The sequence below is a fragment of the Rhizobium sp. 01L419 genome, assembly GCF_056400025.1.
In genome coordinates this window covers 63,722-80,190 of sequence record NZ_JBFTSM010000002.1, presented here as the reverse complement: position 1 = coordinate 80,190, position 16,469 = coordinate 63,722, and the positions used below count along the sequence as shown (strand labels likewise).

Annotated in this window: 20 protein-coding genes; 7 read left to right on the top strand and 13 right to left on the bottom strand. The window is 58.3% G+C overall.

Annotation, left to right across the window (positions count from 1 at the left end; translation table 11 throughout):
- On the bottom strand, window positions 1-1,647 hold the full coding sequence (locus AC1DUP_RS04255) for an acetolactate synthase large subunit (protein ID WP_477832161.1): 1,647 nt from the start codon (window positions 1,645-1,647) through the stop codon (window positions 1-3).
- 171 nt (window positions 1,648-1,818) lie between these two features.
- Between AC1DUP_RS04255 and AC1DUP_RS04250 the strand changes: the two genes are divergently transcribed.
- Window positions 1,819-1,950: a hypothetical protein gene (locus tag AC1DUP_RS04250; protein WP_477832160.1), complete on the top strand. Its 132-nt coding sequence runs from the start codon at window positions 1,819-1,821 to the stop codon at window positions 1,948-1,950.
- A gap of 475 nt (window positions 1,951-2,425) precedes the next feature.
- Window positions 2,426-2,794: a hypothetical protein gene (locus AC1DUP_RS04245; RefSeq protein WP_477832159.1), complete on the top strand. Its 369-nt coding sequence runs from the start codon at window positions 2,426-2,428 to the stop codon at window positions 2,792-2,794.
- 234 nt (window positions 2,795-3,028) lie between these two features.
- Here the strand turns inward: AC1DUP_RS04245 and AC1DUP_RS04240 are convergent, their stop codons facing one another.
- Window positions 3,029-3,400 (bottom strand): response regulator, encoded by a 372-nt coding sequence (locus AC1DUP_RS04240; protein WP_115037904.1) that lies wholly within the window; start codon window positions 3,398-3,400, stop codon window positions 3,029-3,031.
- A 307-nt stretch (window positions 3,401-3,707) separates the two neighbouring features.
- A complete protein-coding gene (locus tag AC1DUP_RS04235; protein WP_115034659.1) occupies window positions 3,708-4,106 on the bottom strand; it encodes a DUF1236 domain-containing protein in 399 nt (132 codons plus the stop codon).
- A gap of 193 nt (window positions 4,107-4,299) precedes the next feature.
- On the opposite strand from AC1DUP_RS04235, the gene AC1DUP_RS04230 reads away from it, so the two are divergent.
- Entirely contained in the window at window positions 4,300-4,548 is a 249-nt protein-coding gene (locus tag AC1DUP_RS04230) for a hypothetical protein (protein WP_477832158.1), read from the top strand.
- A 169-nt stretch (window positions 4,549-4,717) separates the two neighbouring features.
- On the opposite strand, the gene AC1DUP_RS04225 is transcribed toward AC1DUP_RS04230, so the two are convergent.
- From AC1DUP_RS04225 to AC1DUP_RS04180, 10 genes are all read right to left on the bottom strand, one after another.
- Window positions 4,718-6,046 (bottom strand): sensor histidine kinase, encoded by a 1,329-nt coding sequence (locus AC1DUP_RS04225; protein ID WP_477832157.1) that lies wholly within the window; start codon window positions 6,044-6,046, stop codon window positions 4,718-4,720.
- Window positions 6,043-6,702, bottom strand: a complete 660-nt coding sequence (locus AC1DUP_RS04220) for a response regulator (RefSeq protein WP_113309067.1) — start codon at window positions 6,700-6,702, stop codon at window positions 6,043-6,045. Before AC1DUP_RS04220 ends, AC1DUP_RS04225 begins: the two co-directional genes overlap by 4 nt.
- Before the next feature lie 307 nt (window positions 6,703-7,009).
- Window positions 7,010-7,690: an outer membrane beta-barrel protein gene (locus tag AC1DUP_RS04215; RefSeq protein ID WP_477832156.1), complete on the bottom strand. Its 681-nt coding sequence runs from the start codon at window positions 7,688-7,690 to the stop codon at window positions 7,010-7,012.
- Window positions 7,690-8,442, bottom strand: coding sequence for a methyltransferase family protein (locus tag AC1DUP_RS04210; protein ID WP_477832155.1), 753 nt, complete (start codon window positions 8,440-8,442; stop codon window positions 7,690-7,692). The genes AC1DUP_RS04215 and AC1DUP_RS04210 overlap by 1 nt, the downstream gene beginning before the upstream one ends.
- A gap of 5 nt (window positions 8,443-8,447) precedes the next feature.
- Window positions 8,448-9,209 carry a carboxy-S-adenosyl-L-methionine synthase CmoA gene (gene cmoA, locus AC1DUP_RS04205; protein WP_113297262.1) on the bottom strand — a complete coding sequence of 254 codons (762 nt, stop codon included), beginning with the start codon at window positions 9,207-9,209 and terminating at the stop codon, window positions 8,448-8,450.
- A 276-nt stretch (window positions 9,210-9,485) separates the two neighbouring features.
- Window positions 9,486-9,638, bottom strand: coding sequence for a hypothetical protein (locus tag AC1DUP_RS04200; protein ID WP_477832154.1), 153 nt, complete (start codon window positions 9,636-9,638; stop codon window positions 9,486-9,488).
- Window positions 9,635-10,438, bottom strand: coding sequence for an exodeoxyribonuclease III (xth, locus tag AC1DUP_RS04195; protein WP_477832153.1), 804 nt, complete (start codon window positions 10,436-10,438; stop codon window positions 9,635-9,637). Before xth ends, AC1DUP_RS04200 begins: the two co-directional genes overlap by 4 nt.
- A complete protein-coding gene (locus AC1DUP_RS04190; RefSeq protein WP_477832152.1) occupies window positions 10,435-10,635 on the bottom strand; it encodes a hypothetical protein in 201 nt (66 codons plus the stop codon). The genes xth and AC1DUP_RS04190 overlap by 4 nt, the downstream gene beginning before the upstream one ends.
- 24 nt (window positions 10,636-10,659) lie before the next feature.
- A complete protein-coding gene (locus tag AC1DUP_RS04185; protein ID WP_477832151.1) occupies window positions 10,660-10,974 on the bottom strand; it encodes a hypothetical protein in 315 nt (104 codons plus the stop codon).
- 294 nt (window positions 10,975-11,268) lie between these two features.
- Window positions 11,269-12,060 carry a GntR family transcriptional regulator gene (locus AC1DUP_RS04180; protein ID WP_113312119.1) on the bottom strand — a complete coding sequence of 264 codons (792 nt, stop codon included), beginning with the start codon at window positions 12,058-12,060 and terminating at the stop codon, window positions 11,269-11,271.
- Window positions 12,061-12,225: 165 nt separating this feature from the next.
- On the opposite strand from AC1DUP_RS04180, the gene AC1DUP_RS04175 reads away from it, so the two are divergent.
- The 4 genes from AC1DUP_RS04175 (at window position 12,226) to AC1DUP_RS04160 (ending at window position 16,457) form a co-directional block, all read left to right on the top strand.
- A complete protein-coding gene (locus tag AC1DUP_RS04175) occupies window positions 12,226-13,482 on the top strand; it encodes an ABC transporter substrate-binding protein (protein WP_113312118.1) in 1,257 nt (418 codons plus the stop codon).
- Between the two features lie 109 nt (window positions 13,483-13,591).
- On the top strand, window positions 13,592-14,686 hold the full coding sequence (locus AC1DUP_RS04170) for an ABC transporter ATP-binding protein (protein ID WP_477832150.1): 1,095 nt from the start codon (window positions 13,592-13,594) through the stop codon (window positions 14,684-14,686).
- The gene (locus tag AC1DUP_RS04165; RefSeq protein WP_113312116.1) at window positions 14,683-15,573 is read left to right on the top strand and encodes a carbohydrate ABC transporter permease; all 891 of its coding nucleotides are present in this window, start codon (window positions 14,683-14,685) and stop codon (window positions 15,571-15,573) included. Before AC1DUP_RS04170 ends, AC1DUP_RS04165 begins: the two co-directional genes overlap by 4 nt.
- A gap of 5 nt (window positions 15,574-15,578) precedes the next feature.
- Window positions 15,579-16,457, top strand: coding sequence for a carbohydrate ABC transporter permease (locus tag AC1DUP_RS04160; protein ID WP_477832149.1), 879 nt, complete (start codon window positions 15,579-15,581; stop codon window positions 16,455-16,457).
- Window positions 16,458-16,469: the final 12 nt, after the last annotated feature.

Below are 16,469 nucleotides of genomic sequence, written 5' to 3'. Positions count from 1 at the left end.
TCATGCCTCCAGTATTGCCGGCAGCCGTTCGCGCAGCTCTTTGACCAGCACACGTTCATTTTCCGAGTAGTCGATGGGGACATTAATTAGATGCACGCCCCCACCCTTGAAGGCATCCTCGAGCACCTGCTTGAACTGGCCGATTTCATCGACCCTTGTGCCCTTGGCGCCATAGGATTCCGCATATTTGACGAAGTCCGGATTGCCGAATGTCATTCCGAAGTCCGGAAATTCGTCCACGGCCTGCTTCCAGCGGATCATCCCGTAGGCGTCGTCCTCAATGACGAGAATGACGAGGTTCAGGTTGAGCCGGACGGCRGTTTCCAGCTCCTGCGAATTCATCATGAAACCACCGTCGCCGCAAATCGCCATGACCCGTCGTTCCGGATAAAGCATCGAAGCGACCATTGCCGATGGAAGGCCAGCCCCCATCGTCGCAAGCGCGTTATCGAGAAGCAACGTGTTCGCCATTCTGGTGCGATAGTTGCGAGCGAACCAAATCTTGTACATGCCGTTGTCGAGAGCAAGAATGCCGTCATGGGGCATGACCTCGCGGATGTCGTGGACCAGCCTCTGAGGCGTAAACCGTTGTTCGGTTGCGCGGTCTGCAATTCGGTCCAGAATTCGCTCGCGCAGGTGAAGAAGCGCCTGCGCGTTCGGCAACTTGCCTTCCAGACGATCTGCGAGCGCCTTGAGTGACGGCCCCATGTCGCCAATGACCTCGGCCTGAGGAAAATAGACCTGCTCGACCGTTGCCGGCTGATATCCGATATGAACGACTTTCGGACCGCGCCTGCCCATGATGAACGGTGGTTTTTCGATCGTATCGTGGCCGATCGTGACGATCAGATCTGCCTGCTCGATGGCCTCGTGAACATAGTCTTTCTCCGAGAGGGCCGCAGTGCCCATGTAGAGTTCGGTTCCCCCTGGAACCGTCCCCTTCCCCATCTGCGTCGTGAAATAGGGGATGCGGGTTCTAATAACGAACTGCGCGAGGTCTGACGTGGAGCGGGGACGAGAGGCTGCTGCTCCGAACATGAGCAACGGACGCTTGGACGATGCAATCAGGGCCGCGGCACGATCGAGCGCAGCATCGCTTGCCGTCGGCAGTTCGAGCTGATGCGGGGCGATCAGCGCGATGTCCTCACATTCCTCCGCAGCGATGTCTTCAGGCAGTTCGAGATGAACCGGACCAGGCCGTTCCTCCTGCGCGATCCTGAACGCTTCCCTCACCATGGTCGGGATCATCTGCGGCGAAACGATCTGGCGCGTGAGCTTGGTCAGCGGCTTCATCGATGCGATGACGTCAACAATCTGGAAGCGAGCCTGCCGCGATGACAGAATTCCCTTCTGGCCGGTAATCATCACCATGGGCATCGCGCCGAGAAGCGCGTAGGCCGCTCCTGTCGACAGGTTCAACGCTCCTGGACCAAGCGTCGTCAGGCATACGCCAGGCTTACCCGTCAGTCGCCCGTAGGTCGCTGCCATGAACGCGGCCGCCTGCTCGTGTCGCGTGAGCACGAGCTGGATGGACGACTTGCGGATGGATTCGACAACGTCGAGGTTTTCTTCGCCTGGAATGCCGAAGATGCGCTCCACACCTTCGTTTTCAAGCGCCGCAATGAGGAGATCTGAGCCTTTGGTCATGGAAGGTGCCCGTGTGAGTTGGCGTCGCGGTCGAGAGCAACGCGATGAGAGACTTCAGACAGTCAAGATAGGTCGATTTACGGTCCGAACCAAACGCTCCCTATTGCAGATTTTGCAGTCGAGATATGCTCTGAGAACCTTCCTCGGGTTTGGTGCGGCGATTCAAGCGTGATGCTGCAGCTCGTCAGCAAGGAAATCAATATGGGCCCGCACGCTGAGGCTGGCCGCATTCCCGTTGGTGACCGCATACCGATTGATGCCGGCAAGCAGAACAAAGATGGCTTCGGCATGACGCACGCCTAGCCAAAATGCGGAATTCTATTAACTCAACATTATCTGTCGTGAGGAGTTAGCCGCTATGCAAATCAGCAGTTCCTGGCCTGATATCTGGACGATCATGTTGATTGGGGCCGGTGTAATTGGCGGTTTGATGTTGATAACGGGCGTTATTTACCTCTCTTATCTCTCGGAAGGATGGGCACGGCGAAAGTCTCGGCCTGCGACATCACAAAACGGCGCATTGAGCGGTGTTCAATTCGAGCGCAGTGAGGGCGGCGCTTGGCCGACATCACACGGCGACGGAAGCGGAGGAGCGCATCAATGAACAACCGAGTCGTTGATGAAGCGGACAGCTGATATCTCAGAGAACGGAAGAGCGGCGAGGAGCTCTTCTTGCCTCTCCATTATGGAGGTCATCAGAATGTCCGATGTGTTGGAGCGTTCCAGGAATTTTGTCAGTACCTTTTCTTCAGAACATCCCTGACCAACCCGGGCAATCATGAGCAACAAAGGTCGTTACTCTCCAGCACCGAAAGGCGGCCGCTTTGGTAGGGTGCTGGGCTGGGCCATACTGGTGTTGGGTATACCCCTGGCGCTTCTTGCTGCCTTGATGCCATCAAATGAATACCAGGCGACACTGGGCATCGACGCGCTGGACTGCGACGGCCTGATCAATGTGGCGATCTTCGCCATTCCCGCGCTTTTCATCTACGCAGCGGGTTTCGTCGTCAACGCCATTGGTTGGCGTAATCGGGCGAAGCGCGAGCTCGCCATTGCCTGCGCTGTCATTTGCGTCGCGGTTGCAGCGAATCTTGTTCGTGCCGTTATCGAAGACGGCAAACAGCAGGCGGCCTGTCTTGTCAGATAGAATCAAACAGGATCTTGGATCGCAGCACGAAACAACGCAGCCTCTTCAGGCAGTGCTCCCTAAGATCGCCTCTTGCGATCCGGCAAGGGCGGCGAGGATACGCTTGGGCCGCGAGTAACACACTTGATGGGATGTGAATTGCGGACTCCCTTTACCGATCATTGACAGGCAGCGGCGCTCAGCATCGCAGAAGAAATCGAATATTAAATCCGTCGTCGTCCCGTCTTATGTCGTCTATCCAGACCGATCTTGAAGCGTTTGTTCGCGAGCGCCTCTTGCTGCCAGGGACAACGCCTCCTTGATCCTTTCGGCGCTGGCCGGTTTGGTGATGACGACATGTCCATCGGCGTCCTCGACGAGGTCGGGATTAGCTGTGAGATAGGCAACGCCCAGTCCGAATCCAGCAAAAAGCGCGCGGGCGATGGAGGGGCCAGTGAGGCCGTCTCCAAGCCGAACATCGATAATCGCGACATCCGCCTCCGGTCCAAGCTCCAAGGCTTCGGACGTGTTAGTCGCGATGCCGGCGATTTCAAATCCCGCGGCGATCGCGACCTCCTCGATTGCGAGAGCAATTATTGGTTCGTCTTCGACGATGAGCAGACGCATGGTTCTTCTCCGAGGCGGTTGTAAATAAATGTAGGCGACACACGATGGCGCTTTCCGAGCGTGTCACCTGGTTGCGCCGTCCGGCTGCTGCACCTGAACGAAAATTCTGCCTTGCTGGCGGGGCCCGCCGTTGGCGTGGGTGACGGGCGACACGCCGATCGACAGCGCCGTCATCAGGACGGAGAGGGTCTTGATTTTTATGATATACTCGCTTTTCGAGGCCGCACGACGCCGTGGCAGTCGACGTGCGGCGGACGTCGTTTCTGTCGAGGATCGGCGGATGCGGCTCAGCCGCATACGGACCCGGTCAGTTGATGATCTGGATCACCTTTCGCGACGACGGTTCGACGATGACGCGCTCGTTGTTTACGATTGCATATGAATATTTCGAATTGTCCGGAACCGGTGTGACGACAACGGTTTGCGGAAGCGGCTGACCGACGACGACCTTCTCCTTGACCACGACGCGGGTCGAGGGTGCAGGCGCTTCGCGGACATAGGTGACGACCTTTTCCGGCGGCGGATCGATCACCGTGCCGACAATGGCACCGGCAACACCACCGACGGCAGCACCAACAGGGCCGCCGACGATCGCGCCGGTGACTGCGCCGCCTGCAGCGCCGTTAACCGTCGAAGACTGCGCGAACGCAACGCCCGACATCAGTGCCGCGGCTGCGGCGGCACCTACGATAAGTTTGGAAAGCATGTGATCCTCCTTTTGTTCAAGCGGCCTTTTTGACCGCTGCTGAACCAACGGCAGGAATCCTTCGCTGTTCCCGACCTCCGACCTCAGTCCGGGGGGTGACCCGGACCAAAGTCCCGGACGGAAGATGAAGGCTGCGCGTGATGCCACACGTGCTATTATCGACGGACCGAACAATGGACCGGAGCACGGAATTGTGAATCGCAAGGAAGTCGGACGCAGACGCCTCGCCATGCGCCTGCCACAGATGCGCAGCCGGATCATGTCCGCTCGGCGCCCATGGCAGCTTCAGATGTTCGAGGCCTATGAACTCGCTGTCGAGACCCGCGAGTTCATGCGCTTCAATCCTTCCGAGGAAATCCTGTTCGAGGAGTACGTGACTGCATGCCTTGAGATCGAACGTGACGTCGTTCGATCCATGCGTGACGACCGCCTCGAAAGCTAAACCTACGGGGCAAGCGACGTGCGGCTCTCGATCGCCGTCTTTAGCGGAGTTCCCTTGGAGTAGGCGACCGCTACGTCTCGGGGGCGTGCCGTGACCGACATCAGCTCGGTTTGATCGCAGGAAACTGCTCCCGCATGGCGACGCGCCGCCGACATGACCTGGAGCGTCATCACGGGAGTAGGATTCTGGCCTCGAAACCATCCACGCGTCCGCTTGCGGGTGATAAAAGCTCGAGAACCCCACCCATCTGCCGGACCATCGTGTCGGCAATCGCGAGGCCCAACCCCGAACCCTTGGCGGAAGTCGTCCCGCGACGAAACCGCAATTTCAAACCCTTGAGATCGGTCGCAGAGAGTGCCGGACCGTCGCTAGCGATGCCTATGATACCTTTATCGTCGATGGAGATCACGATCCTGCCGCCTGGCTCTCCATGAACAACTGCATTTTCGATGAGATTGCCTACGACAATGCCAAGCGCATCAACATCGACCATGCGCATCAGTGGTTTGGTCGAACTTGCATATACCAGCCGCTGCGTCGCTCCCAAATTGCGCTTGTAGTCCCCTATGACCAGATCGAGCACATAGCGGAGATCGGTCATGACCGCAGCCTGCCCGAGGCCGGCCTCTGCCCGTGCGAGCTGCAAGAGTTTTTCGGACGTATGTCCGAGCTTGACGAGCGCTCGCTCTATATTGCGCGCCCGCGCCTTCAAGGCGTCGTCCGGTAGTTCAGCCAGAAGTCTTTGCGTCTGCGCTAACGCCCCGGCCAGAGGCGTGCGTAGTTCATGCGCGCTGTGCGTGGCGAACTCTCTTTCCGCATCGATCGTCGCCCGCACGCGCTGAAGCAAAAGGTTCACGGACTGGGCGATTGGCTTCAGTTCCCGAGGCGTCGTCTCCGTCTCGACCGGCGACAGGTTGCCACCGTCCTTCTCCGAGATCGCTTCGCGCAGTTTATTGATAGGGTCCACTGCCCTTCTTGTAATCCACGCCATCAAGAGCAAGCTGAGTGGCAGCAAGATGGCTAGCGGGATGAGCATGGTCACCGCGCTTTCGCGGACGGCTTCGCGCCGGTTGCTGAACTGATCAGCGACCTGCAGGAATATTGCACCATTCGCACTAGCGGCCGTGTAGAAACGGTACTTTTCGGAATCATGAAAGCCTGCCGTCAGCGGCACATCGAACGGCTCTACAGGGGAGCCCTTTGAATGGAAAAGAATGCGTCCGTCTGCGGCGCGTACGTGGTAGACTAGGTATTCGTGGGCGGAAGGCGCCAGCGGCGTCCGCTCCTGCTGATCACCATCCCGGATATCTGGAACCCGACCCTCTTCAACGATAGCCAGCAATCGTTCGCCAGTTTCCTTGAGCGCACCATCGAAGATCTCGTCGAACTCCGAGCGCATTACAAGGATTCCCAGTCCGATGGCCCCAAGCCAGAATATGACCAGTAAGCCCGAAAGCGCGGTCATAAGAGGGTAGATGATGCTGCGATTTTTTCTCATTCAACCATCAGCATATAGCCGATGCCTCGCGCCGTCCTGATCTTCTCCAACCCGATCTTCTTGCGCAGCCTGCTGATGTAGACCTGCACAGTATTGCTCTCGACCTCCTCGCCGAACGCATAGAGGGCTTCCTCGATCCGCTTCTGTGTGATTAACTTTCCAGGCCTCTGGACGAGCAGATCGAGCAACGCCCATTCGCGTGGGGTCAACTGAACGTCCTGTCCGCCAACCGTGACAGAATGGGTTGCTCGTTCAATTACGATATCGGAAACCCGGACGATGTTTTGGGGACGCCCCTCGTAACGGCGACGGACAGCGAGGATTCTTGCCTCGAGCTCGCCGAGGTTGAATGGTTTGATCAAATAGTCGTCAGCGCCTGCGTTAAGACCGGCGATGCGATCAGAAATCTGATCACGGGCGGTCAGGATGATTACCGGGGCATGACCTCCCTGTGCTCGAAAACCCTCGAGGAAAACCAGCCCGTTGCCGTCCGGAAGCTGCAGATCAAGGAGAATGAGGCCGTACTCGACAGATGTGCTTGCAGCCTCGGCATCCGCCATCGTGTGGACCCAGTCAGTCGCGTAGCCGGCAATATTGATGTGGTCTCGAACGGCCTCACCGATGAGGTCGTCGTCTTCGACTAAGAGTATGCGCACCATTCACTCCCACTGGTTCAATGTCTTGCAAGCGCCCTGCGCCTGCCTCGTTGTACCGGCTCAGGACCCGCAAGCGCATCCGACGAGCCCGGGCGACCTCGTTTTCATCGACAACGCGACAGACAGCATCGAGCAATCCCTTATAAAGCTACGCTGCCATATAGCCACGAGCCGCTTCATATTTGGACAACCAGGCAAGCCCATCTCCAGGCCGAAGGACAGAGAAGCCGTCGCCCCGAAATTACTGTTTGGTTGAGGCGGAATAGCGATCAGCGTGCGAATATCCCCACTGGTCGCTCCATGCGGATCACCAGTGGTATGAAATACCGACATTGACCGCGTTTGTGACGATGTTCGTCTTCAGGCGGTCGCCGCTGTCGATCGGCACGTCGACGCGTGAATAGGTGCCCTTGTATTCCACGAAGGTCGACCAGTTGTCGGTGATACGGTAGTCGACGCCGGCCTGCGCCTGGAAGGTTACGCCGCCGAATTCGTAGTCGAAGGTCGTGCCCTGGGGACGGGTGACTTCGACGTGCGGAATGTTCACGCCGACACCGGCGCCGAGATAGGGTGTCCAGCGACGGGCTGGATCCTTGAAGCGGTAGAGGCCGTTGAGCGTCAGGAGGTTCAGGCCGTCGGTGAATTCGAAATGCGTCCAGCCCGGCGAAAGGGCCATGGTTTCGTCGTCGGCATAGACCTTGTCATGGGTGTAATCGAGTGACACGCCCCAGTTCGGCAGGTTGAAGTCGCCCAGCCACCAGGTGACGCGGCCGCCATAATAGGGCGGGCTGCCGAAGGACTTGCCTTCCCAGCCGGCCCTGAAGGACGTGCCGTCGGAAACGTCGACATCGCTGTGCGGCGCCGTCTGGTAACCGCCGTAGATAGAGAATTCCAGATCTTCGGCCGAAGCCGTGCCAGCCGCCGATGCAAGAGCGGAAAACGCAATGCCCACCAGAAGCGCGGTGGAACGATGCAATCTAAGTCTCATCAGATGCTCTCGGTCCTGAGTTCATCAAATACGCCGCGCTTTTTAAGCGAACTGACTAACCCGGTGAGAGCAAGGACAGCCCCGAGGAGGAGAGCGAGCATTATCGCATAGGCTCGTTCCTGTTCCGTGATGGAGCCAACTGCGACCCTATAAAACTCGGTTGCCAACAGTGCGATAAGGGCTGACGACGCTGTCGAATAGTCCTTCGCGACGACCCGCTTCAGGTTGAACGACATCCCCTTGGTCGATTCCGCAAAGGCGCTGAATTTTAATCCCCATCGCGGAACATCTTTGCAATAGTCCAGGTAGGCCGCGCCGAACTTGTCGCGCAGGAAAGCTTCTTCCGCGTAGACGATGCACTGATAGAAAAAAGCGAAGAGAGCGGATCCGGCTGAGACCACGAAAGGATTGCCATGGAACACAAATAGTCCGACGTAGATCAGCATGTTGCCCACGTACAGCGGATTTCTGCAGACACCGAACATACCCTCGGTAACAAGGTCGTCGGCGTAGACGCGTTTGTTCAAGCCACCCCGCCTGATGTAGGCGTAGCCAATGACGGTCGTGCGTAAAATCAACCCGCTGAGCACCATGAGCAGAGCCGCAATATCCTTCGGTCGCTCCAAAGCTGGATTTCCCCACGGCGCGGTCGATGGCGGTGCAGCGACAAAGAGGGCAATGATGATCAGTGGGAAAGCCTGATTACGATACTTGAAGAGGAACGTCCCGATCCTCAGCATGATGACTTTCATGACGCTCACTTGATTGCGACGATGCCGCAGAAATTATACCAGCGGAAGAAGATTTCTGTGCTCTTGAAGCCGACCTCGTGAAGAAGCTGAATGTTCTCGTCGAGACGGTAAGGAATCAGGACGTTTTCCAGCGCTTCCCGCTTGTTGGAGATCTCGATCTGCGAGTAACCGTTTCGCCGCTTAAAGTCATAATAGTGATCTATGAAAAGGCGATTGAATGTCGTGTCTTCGCTGGTCAGCTTTTCGACGAGGAGCAGGCACCCCTGATCGTTCAGCCCGTCGTGGATGGTCCGAATGACGCGCTCGCGGAAAAGAGGACGGACGAACTGCAGCGTCAACACCATCGTAACGACGCTTGCCTTCTCAATCGAGAATCCGCGATGGAGATCGGCTGTTTGAAGATCGATGGAGCGATTGGTTCCTGACTCCGCGATCTTTTCGGCAGCTTTCTTCAGCATCTCCGGAGCATTATCGATTCCGACGAAATCGATATGGCTGTCAACTTCGCGATCCAGCGCCAGAAGGGTCGTGGCCGTGGAGCACCCGATGTCATAGAGCTTCGATTGCGGCTGCGCGAAATCCTTGGCGAGCTCGCAAACCATTCGCTGCATTTCGCCATAAAAAGGAACCGATCGGCTGACCATATCGTCAAAGACATTTGCGACGGTCGAATTAAACGAGAAATCCGCAACGGAATTCTGTTCTTCGGCGAAAACCTCGTCTCGCGAATTCGTGTGTAATATAAGACGGTTAGACTGTTCTGTCATATCCGCTCCAAGACCAATGAATGTAAAATGGGCATGCCTCTCCCCCGGCGCACCCTGCGTCACAAAAACGTAACACAGAACCCTGACAATAGGCTGAAGGCAAGGCATTCAGCCGCGGGAGAGCAGGTGCCAGATTTTGCCGCAAGGGCAGCGATAGGTATGGTGTACCAAACTGGCTGGCTTCAGATGCGATATTCCAGATCGGATCAAAGGCGCCGTTCGTGAGGCGGTGATCGATCGCTTCCAGCAGGCGGTAGCCGAATTCCTTAAGCAACCCTACGGAATACGTCGGGATCGTCCGGCAACCAGGATCATCTCGTTATCAGCCGCGTTGAATCCCTCCGACTGCCTCGCCCCCGCAACGACGAACATGTCCACGAAGTCTTCCAACGTCGGCCGTACCTGCGATCTCCATGTATCATCGATCATGATTTCCTCCTCCTCCCCTTGCCGGGTTCGTCCGTGAGCTCGATCCAGACCGGTGCGTGGTCGCTCGTGTGTTCCCAGCCCCTCACGCGCTTATCGACCTCCGCTTTCGACAGGCGCTCGGCCGCCTCCGAACTCAGAAGGAAGTGATCAATCCGAAGGCCGGCGTCGCGGGCATAGGCATTCCTGAAATAGTCCCAGAACGTATAGATGCGCTCGTCTGGGTGAAGGGTGCGTAAGGCGTCGGTCCAACCCTGATCGACGAGGTTCTTGAAGGCCTCGCGAACTTCGATGCGAAAGAGCGCGTCGTTTGTCCAACGCTCCGGCTTGTAGACGTCCATCTCGGTTGGCATGACGTTGAAATCGCCCGCGAGTACCACGGGTACCTCAAGCTCCAGCAGTTCGGCAGCGTAGGCGTGGAGCCGCTTGAACCAGCGAAGCTTGTAATCGAACTTCGGGCCTGGATAGGGATTGCCGTTCGGCAGATAGAGACCGGCAATGACGAGGCCGTCGACGATAGCCTCGATGTAGCGGCTATGGAGATCTTCGCGCTCCCCGGGCAGTCCCTTCCTCGTCAGGTGAGGCTGCTGTCCTTTTGTGAGGATCGCGACGCCGTTCCAGGATTTCTGTCCCTGCCAGACGGCACCGTAGCCCGCAGCCTCGATGGCCTTGATCGGAAACTTTTCCTGTGGTGCTTTCAGTTCCTGCAGGCAGACGACGTCTGGTGCTGTCTCCTCCAGCCAGCGCAAARGGATGTCGAGCCGGCCGTTCACCCCGTTGACATTGTAAGTGGCGATCTTCAATTGCCGCCATCCTCGAGTTCGGTTTCCTCTTCGATTGACGACAGGCGGTCGTTTGCGGCGTCGGTTAGGAAACCGACGCGTGTCCGCCCGACGACATGAGCTTCTTCGACAAGAAGCTGCACCGCGTAGTCGACGATCAGGTCGAACTCATCCCTGCGCCCTGGGCTGCCCGGCTGATTGCTTGGCGGGACGATCATCGGCACCTCGCTCATAGCCGGGACTTAGATATCACCGGGGCCGGCGACCGCGTTTGTCGATGAAAACGATCCCGTCGCCGGAGCGGTTTCCTCCGGGCCCTCGGTGCGGGTTCCCAGAAGCGCATCGGACGCGTCCTGCGCTCCCTCGGTGACGTCGTCCGGGCTGCCGAACGTCGCTACCTGGACCATCATTTCTCTCGCCCGTATTACGGCGGCGCCGTCTTCGAGCGCATTGGCAGCTGCCAAATGGACCGTGATGGATTCCCCTCCCTCACCTGAGAATTCAACCGCAATCTTGCCGTCGTCCTGTTTGGAAACGTTGGTACTGATGATCTGCATGGCATGGGCCTCCTATGATGTACAAGGAATGTCCACATGACGCAGTAGTTCCGCCTTGAGGTGGCTCGTCACAAGAAAAGGCGCCCGAGGATGAATTTGACAGATCCCGTCGTGCTAGGGTGTGTCGCCGCAATCGGCTTTACCGTTTCGCTCTTCTTCGCCGGGGTGGCCCTTCCTGCTGGAGACATTCAAGATGCCGCGAAGATGGGCGCCGGCCTGGGCTCTGGCGAACGTGTCAGGCTACTGCATGCCGCGGAATTATCCGATGGAATCACCGGAGCGGGACAGAATGGCTCAATACTGCGTAAAATCGCCCGATTCCGACTGGAGCAGCGTCAGCGGATAACGCGCGGGATGATGAACCAACGCCGTCAGGTTGACTGGGCGGTTGCGGTCGTCGAAAGCGATCTGGTCCACGGTGAGAACCGCGGCTGGAGGAGGCAGCTCGAGCATCGCAGCCTCCTCATCCGTCGCGAGGCGCGCGCTCAGCGTCGTCTGCCCACGTTTCGGATGAATGCGATAGCGCTCGCGAAGCTCGGCATAGAGCGACCGGTTGGCAATGGCCCAGTCGAGATCAAGCAGGCCCGGAACGCGGGCCACCGGTATCCAATCGGTCTGGACGACAACAGGTATGTCGTCGAGAAGACGAAGCCTCGACAACAGAACCACCTCGGCGCCGGGTGCGAGGAAAAGCGGTCGGCTCACCTCGAGCGGCGCATGCACGATGCTCGCCCCAATCAGCCTATGGCCAGGCCTTCGCCCGTTCGCTGCGGCGATGCTGGTGAAGCTTTTCAGAACCTGGAGCTCGAAGCCGCCGCCACGCTCGGCGACGTAGAGTCCTTTTCCCGGCTGGCTGCGTATGACGCCCTGTTGGATCAATTCTCGCACGGCATGGCGCACGGTGATTCGGCTGACATTGTAGAGATCAACGAGTTCCCGTTCTGATGGCAGCTTGCCGCGCAGCGGCAGCTTGCCGTCGCGGATGGACGCCAAAAGGGCTTCGTAGACCTGCTTGTGCAGGGGGCGAGGGTCGTTCCGGTCGATGCTGTCCTGTGGCGCGATGAACGATGCCGGAGCTTGCTGCATCTTCGAAATCCGATCCTGTGCGGAGCAACTATTGCCGTTTTGCATCTTCGACGCAACCGCCCGCAAAGTCCATGTTGACATGACTGGTCATAACCAGTCCTATTGACGCAAGGAGACAAAGAACTCCGCGTGATGCCGAAGCGTTATCAACGAAGGGAACAATCAATGTTGAAGAAAAGCCTTGCCGCATTGGCGATATCTGCAGCCCTTTGGGGCAGCAGCGCGCATGCAGAAACCATCTCCGTGTTTTGCTCGCCGACTGAATTCGAGCTCTGCACGAACGTTGCCAATGCCTGGAAGGAAAAGACGGGCAACGAGGCCAAGATCAACAAGATGCCCGCGCTTCTGGACGACGCGATCCCGATCTATCAGCAATTGCTCGCCGCCAAATCCAAGGACGTCGACGTCCTTTTCCTCGATGTGATCTGGCTCGGCATGTTCAAGAGCAACCTGCTCGACCTCAAGGCAATGATCCCGCAGACAGACCAGGACAAGCATTTCGCCTCGACACTCAATGCGGCCAAGCTCGACGGCAATCTTGTTGCCATGCCTGCCTATATGGACGTCGGGCTCATGTTCTACCGCAAAGACCTGCTCGAAAAATACGGGAAGCCGGCACCCAAGACCTGGGACGAGTTGGCTGCCACCGCCAAGGAAATTCAGGACAAGGAAAGGGCTGCAGGCTCGCCCGACATGTGGGGTTATGCCTGGCAGGCCAAAAGCTATGAAGGCCTGACCTGCGACGCGATCGAGCTTGTTGCTTCCAACGGTGGCGGCACCATCATTTCTGACGACGGAAAGGTGACGATCGACAGCCCACAGGCTGCCGAGGCGCTCGAAAAGGCGAAGGGCTGGATCGGCTCGATCAGCCCCGAGGGCGTCCTCAACTATGATGAGGAGCAATCACGCGCCGTCTTCGAATCCGGCAACGCGGTCTTCCACCGCAATTGGCCCTATGTCTGGGGCACTTCGCATGAAAAAGGGAGCAATGTCGTCGACAAGGTCGGCGTGATGCCTCTACCGGTCGGCAAGGAAGGTGAAAAGTCGAGCGGATGCCTTGGCCCAATGTATTACGGCGTCAATAAATACAGCGCCAAGCCTGAGGTGGCGGCCGATTTTGTGAACTTCATCACCGGCCCCGATATGCAGAAAATGCGTGCGCTGAAGGCGGCTCTCAATCCGTCGATCCAGGCGCTCTACAGCGATCCGGAAGTTCTTGCGAAGATCCCCTTCCTCAAGGACAACCAGCAGGCCTTTGCCGACAGCGCCGTGCGCCCATCCGGCTACACTGGCACCAGCTACAACCGTGTTTCGCAGGCTTTTTACCGCTCGGTTCACGACATGCTTTCCGGTGGCGCCGAGGTCAAGTCCAGCCTGACGTCGCTGGCCGGTCGGCTCGAGAAACTGAAGGAAAGCCGCTGACGCTCTCCTAATTTCCGGTGGCGGGAACGGTCCGCGGCCGGAATGCGTCACTGCCTCGCCACTAAACACGGTGGCGAGCCCTCTGCCGTCTCATACCCTCAGGTGAAAAATGGCATCGGTTTCGCTCGAATCCGTTTCGAAGAATTTTGGTACGCATGCTGTTATCCAGAATGTCGACCTGCAGATCATCGACGGCGAGTTTGTCGTTTTCGTCGGCCCTTCCGGTTGCGGCAAGTCAACGCTTTTGCGCATCGTCGCCGGCCTGATCTCCGCGTCGAAGGGCGTGGTGAGGATCGGCGGCGACGACGTGACGGATGTGCCGGCCTCCAAGCGAGGCGTAGCCTTCGTCTTCCAGTCTTACGCGCTCTATCCACATATGAACGTTGCGCGCAATATCGGCTTCGCGCTCGAGACCCTCGGCTTGAACAGGGTCGCTATCAGCGAGAAAGTGCGGTCGGTCGCACGAATGCTGAAGGTCGATCATCTGCTCGAACGCCGGCCGCGCGAGCTGTCCGGCGGACAGCGCCAGCGCGTAGCGATCGGCCGCGCCTTGGTGCGCCAGCCCGAAATCTTCCTCTTCGATGAGCCGCTATCCAATCTCGACTCGGATCTGCGAATGGAGATGCGCATGGAGATCGCCAAGCTTCACGACGACCTGAAGACGACCATGATCTATGTGACCCATGACCAGTCGGAAGCGATGACGCTTGCCGACCGGATCGTCGTTCTCAATCACGGACGCATCGAGCAGGTCGGCACGCCGAAGGAACTCTACCACACCCCTGATAACCGGTTTGTCGCAGGCTTCATCGGCAGTCCCCGTATGAACTTCCTGCCCGTGCAGACAACAACGGCCAATGTGACTGGACCGGGCGGCCTCGTCATCGAGGCGGACACCGAGGGCCCGGCCATCACCGAAATCGGCATACGTTCGGAAGCGATCCAGCTGGTGGCGGCAGGGGACGGACGAATGACCTGCGTGCTCGAGCGTGTCGAGGACCTCGGCCACGAGCATTTCGCCTATTGCCGCATCAACGGCGACGTCATCTGGGTCGTCCGCGTCAATGTCGAGCCGCGGAGGGAACTGATCGGCAAGGAGGTCGGCCTGAATTTCCAGGATGCCTCGATCTTTGCCTTCGCCGCAGACGGAAGACGGCTCATTCTCGATCGCCAGGCCGGCGTGATCGAAGGAGCGCGACAATGAGTGCCCGGCTCGCCCGCCGGGACCATCGTGCGGCATGGCTGTTTCTGCTGCCGGTCATCATCGTCATGCTGGTCGTCGCCCTCTGGCCGCTCGGCCGCACCTTCTTCTTCGCCTTCACCGATGCCTACCTTGACGATCCCTCCGTCTATTCAATGACCGGGGTCGACAACTTCCTTGAGGTCATCAACGACCGCAGCTGGTGGATTGCCGTCAAGAACACGCTGATCTTCACTGTCATCTCGGTCGCGATCGAGACAGTTCTCGGCCTCGCGATAGCGCTTCTCGTCAACGAAGCCATTCCGGGCCGCGGGCTGGCGCGCGCCGCCATCCTCGTGCCCTGGGCGATCCCCGTCGTCGTCTCGACGAAGATCTGGGAATGGATGCTCAACGACCAGTTCGGCGTTATCAATAAGGTCCTCATCGGGCTCGGCCTCATCGATCATGGCATTCCCTGGACGGCGAGCGGATCGCTGCTGATGGGCGTCGTGATCTTCGTCGACGTGTGGATGACAACCCCGTTCATGGTTTTGCTCATTCTGGCAGGCCTGCAACTGATATCCTCGGAAATATTCGAGGCAGCGGAGGTCGATGGCATTCCGGCATGGAAGCGCTTCTGGTCGATCACCCTGCCGATGCTGCGCCCGGCAATCGGCGTAGCGGTCCTCTTCCGCTCCCTCGATGCACTCAGGATGTTCGACCTTGCCTATGTGATGGCGGCAAGCAACGAAAGCGTCATGACCGTCTCCATTTACGCACGCGACCGGCTGATCAGCTTCCAGGAGCTCGGCATCGGCTCGGCGGCATCGACCTGGGTCTTCCTGCTCGTCGCGCTTGTCGCCATCATCATCATCGGGGTCCTTCGCCTCGACAGAGCCGCGGGGACCTGAGCGACATGGCCGATGCAATCATCTCGAAGTCCGTCCGCAAGCCTGCCTCCTACTTCCGGATGCGGCGGCGCGCCGTGCGAAGCCTCCAGATCCTGGCTCTTCTGCTCGTCCTGTTCTACACGCTGTTTCCCTATTACTGGGCCTTCGTTTCCTCGACGAAGCAGGGTTCAGCGCTCTATCAATCCGCGCTGATGCCGGCGTTCGACTTCACCTACTATCGCCAGCTGATCGACAATCCTGTTTTCATGGGCTCGCTTCTGAACTCGGCCTATGTCGCGGTCTCAACCACTTTCCTGTCGCTCGTCATCGGGCTCAGCGCCGCTTATGCGCTGGGGCGCATCGACTTTCCCCAACGGCGCACGATCCTGTTGATCGTGCTGATGATCTCGATCTTCCCGCAGGTCGTCGTTCTCTCCGGCATGTTCGAGCTGATCAACTGGATGGGTCTGTTCAACCGGCCAAGCGCGCTCATCCTCACCTATCTCCTGTCGACCGTACCCTTCACGACCTGGATCCTGACCACCTTCATCCGCGAGTTTCCGCGGGAGCTGGAAGAGGCTGCGATCATCGACGGCTGCTCACATTTTAGAATTCTGATGAAGATCCTGCTGCCGCTGATGGGACCCTCGCTCGCCAGCACGGGCATTCTTGCCTTCATTCTGGCATGGAACGAGTTTCTCTTCGCGCTGACCTTCACCCTGACGGACGAGAACCGGACGGTGCCGGTGGCGATCGGCCTGATCGCCGGCAATAGCCGATACGAATATCCGTTCGGTCAGATCATGGCTGCATCGGTTACCGTGACACTGCCGCTGATCATCATCGTATTGATCTTCCAGAGACGTATTGTTGCCGGCCTGACGGCAGGCGCCATCAAAGGCTGACAAAGGAATAAA

Coding starts and splice junctions, on each gene's coding strand:
- AC1DUP_RS04190 (WP_477832152.1), bottom strand. CDS start 10,635: ATGATCGTCCCGCCAAGCAATCAGCCGGGCAGCCCAGGGCGCAGGGAT.
- AC1DUP_RS04185 (WP_477832151.1), bottom strand. CDS start 10,974: ATGCAGATCATCAGTACCAACGTTTCCAAACAGGACGACGGCAAGATT.
- AC1DUP_RS04215 (WP_477832156.1), bottom strand. CDS start 7,690: ATGAGACTTAGATTGCATCGTTCCACCGCGCTTCTGGTGGGCATTGCG.
- AC1DUP_RS04235 (WP_115034659.1), bottom strand. CDS start 4,106: ATGCTTTCCAAACTTATCGTAGGTGCCGCCGCAGCCGCGGCACTGATG.
- AC1DUP_RS04175 (WP_113312118.1), top strand. CDS start 12,226: ATGTTGAAGAAAAGCCTTGCCGCATTGGCGATATCTGCAGCCCTTTGG.
- AC1DUP_RS04160 (WP_477832149.1), top strand. CDS start 15,579: ATGGCCGATGCAATCATCTCGAAGTCCGTCCGCAAGCCTGCCTCCTAC.
- AC1DUP_RS04200 (WP_477832154.1), bottom strand. CDS start 9,638: ATGATCGATGATACATGGAGATCGCAGGTACGGCCGACGTTGGAAGAC.
- AC1DUP_RS04250 (WP_477832160.1), top strand. CDS start 1,819: ATGCTGCAGCTCGTCAGCAAGGAAATCAATATGGGCCCGCACGCTGAG.
- cmoA (WP_113297262.1), bottom strand. CDS start 9,209: ATGACAGAACAGTCTAACCGTCTTATATTACACACGAATTCGCGAGAC.
- AC1DUP_RS04240 (WP_115037904.1), bottom strand. CDS start 3,400: ATGCGTCTGCTCATCGTCGAAGACGAACCAATAATTGCTCTCGCAATC.
- AC1DUP_RS04180 (WP_113312119.1), bottom strand. CDS start 12,060: ATGCAGCAAGCTCCGGCATCGTTCATCGCGCCACAGGACAGCATCGAC.
- AC1DUP_RS04170 (WP_477832150.1), top strand. CDS start 13,592: ATGGCATCGGTTTCGCTCGAATCCGTTTCGAAGAATTTTGGTACGCAT.
- AC1DUP_RS04225 (WP_477832157.1), bottom strand. CDS start 6,046: ATGAGAAAAAATCGCAGCATCATCTACCCTCTTATGACCGCGCTTTCG.
- AC1DUP_RS04210 (WP_477832155.1), bottom strand. CDS start 8,442: ATGAAAGTCATCATGCTGAGGATCGGGACGTTCCTCTTCAAGTATCGT.
- AC1DUP_RS04165 (WP_113312116.1), top strand. CDS start 14,683: ATGAGTGCCCGGCTCGCCCGCCGGGACCATCGTGCGGCATGGCTGTTT.
- AC1DUP_RS04245 (WP_477832159.1), top strand. CDS start 2,426: ATGAGCAACAAAGGTCGTTACTCTCCAGCACCGAAAGGCGGCCGCTTT.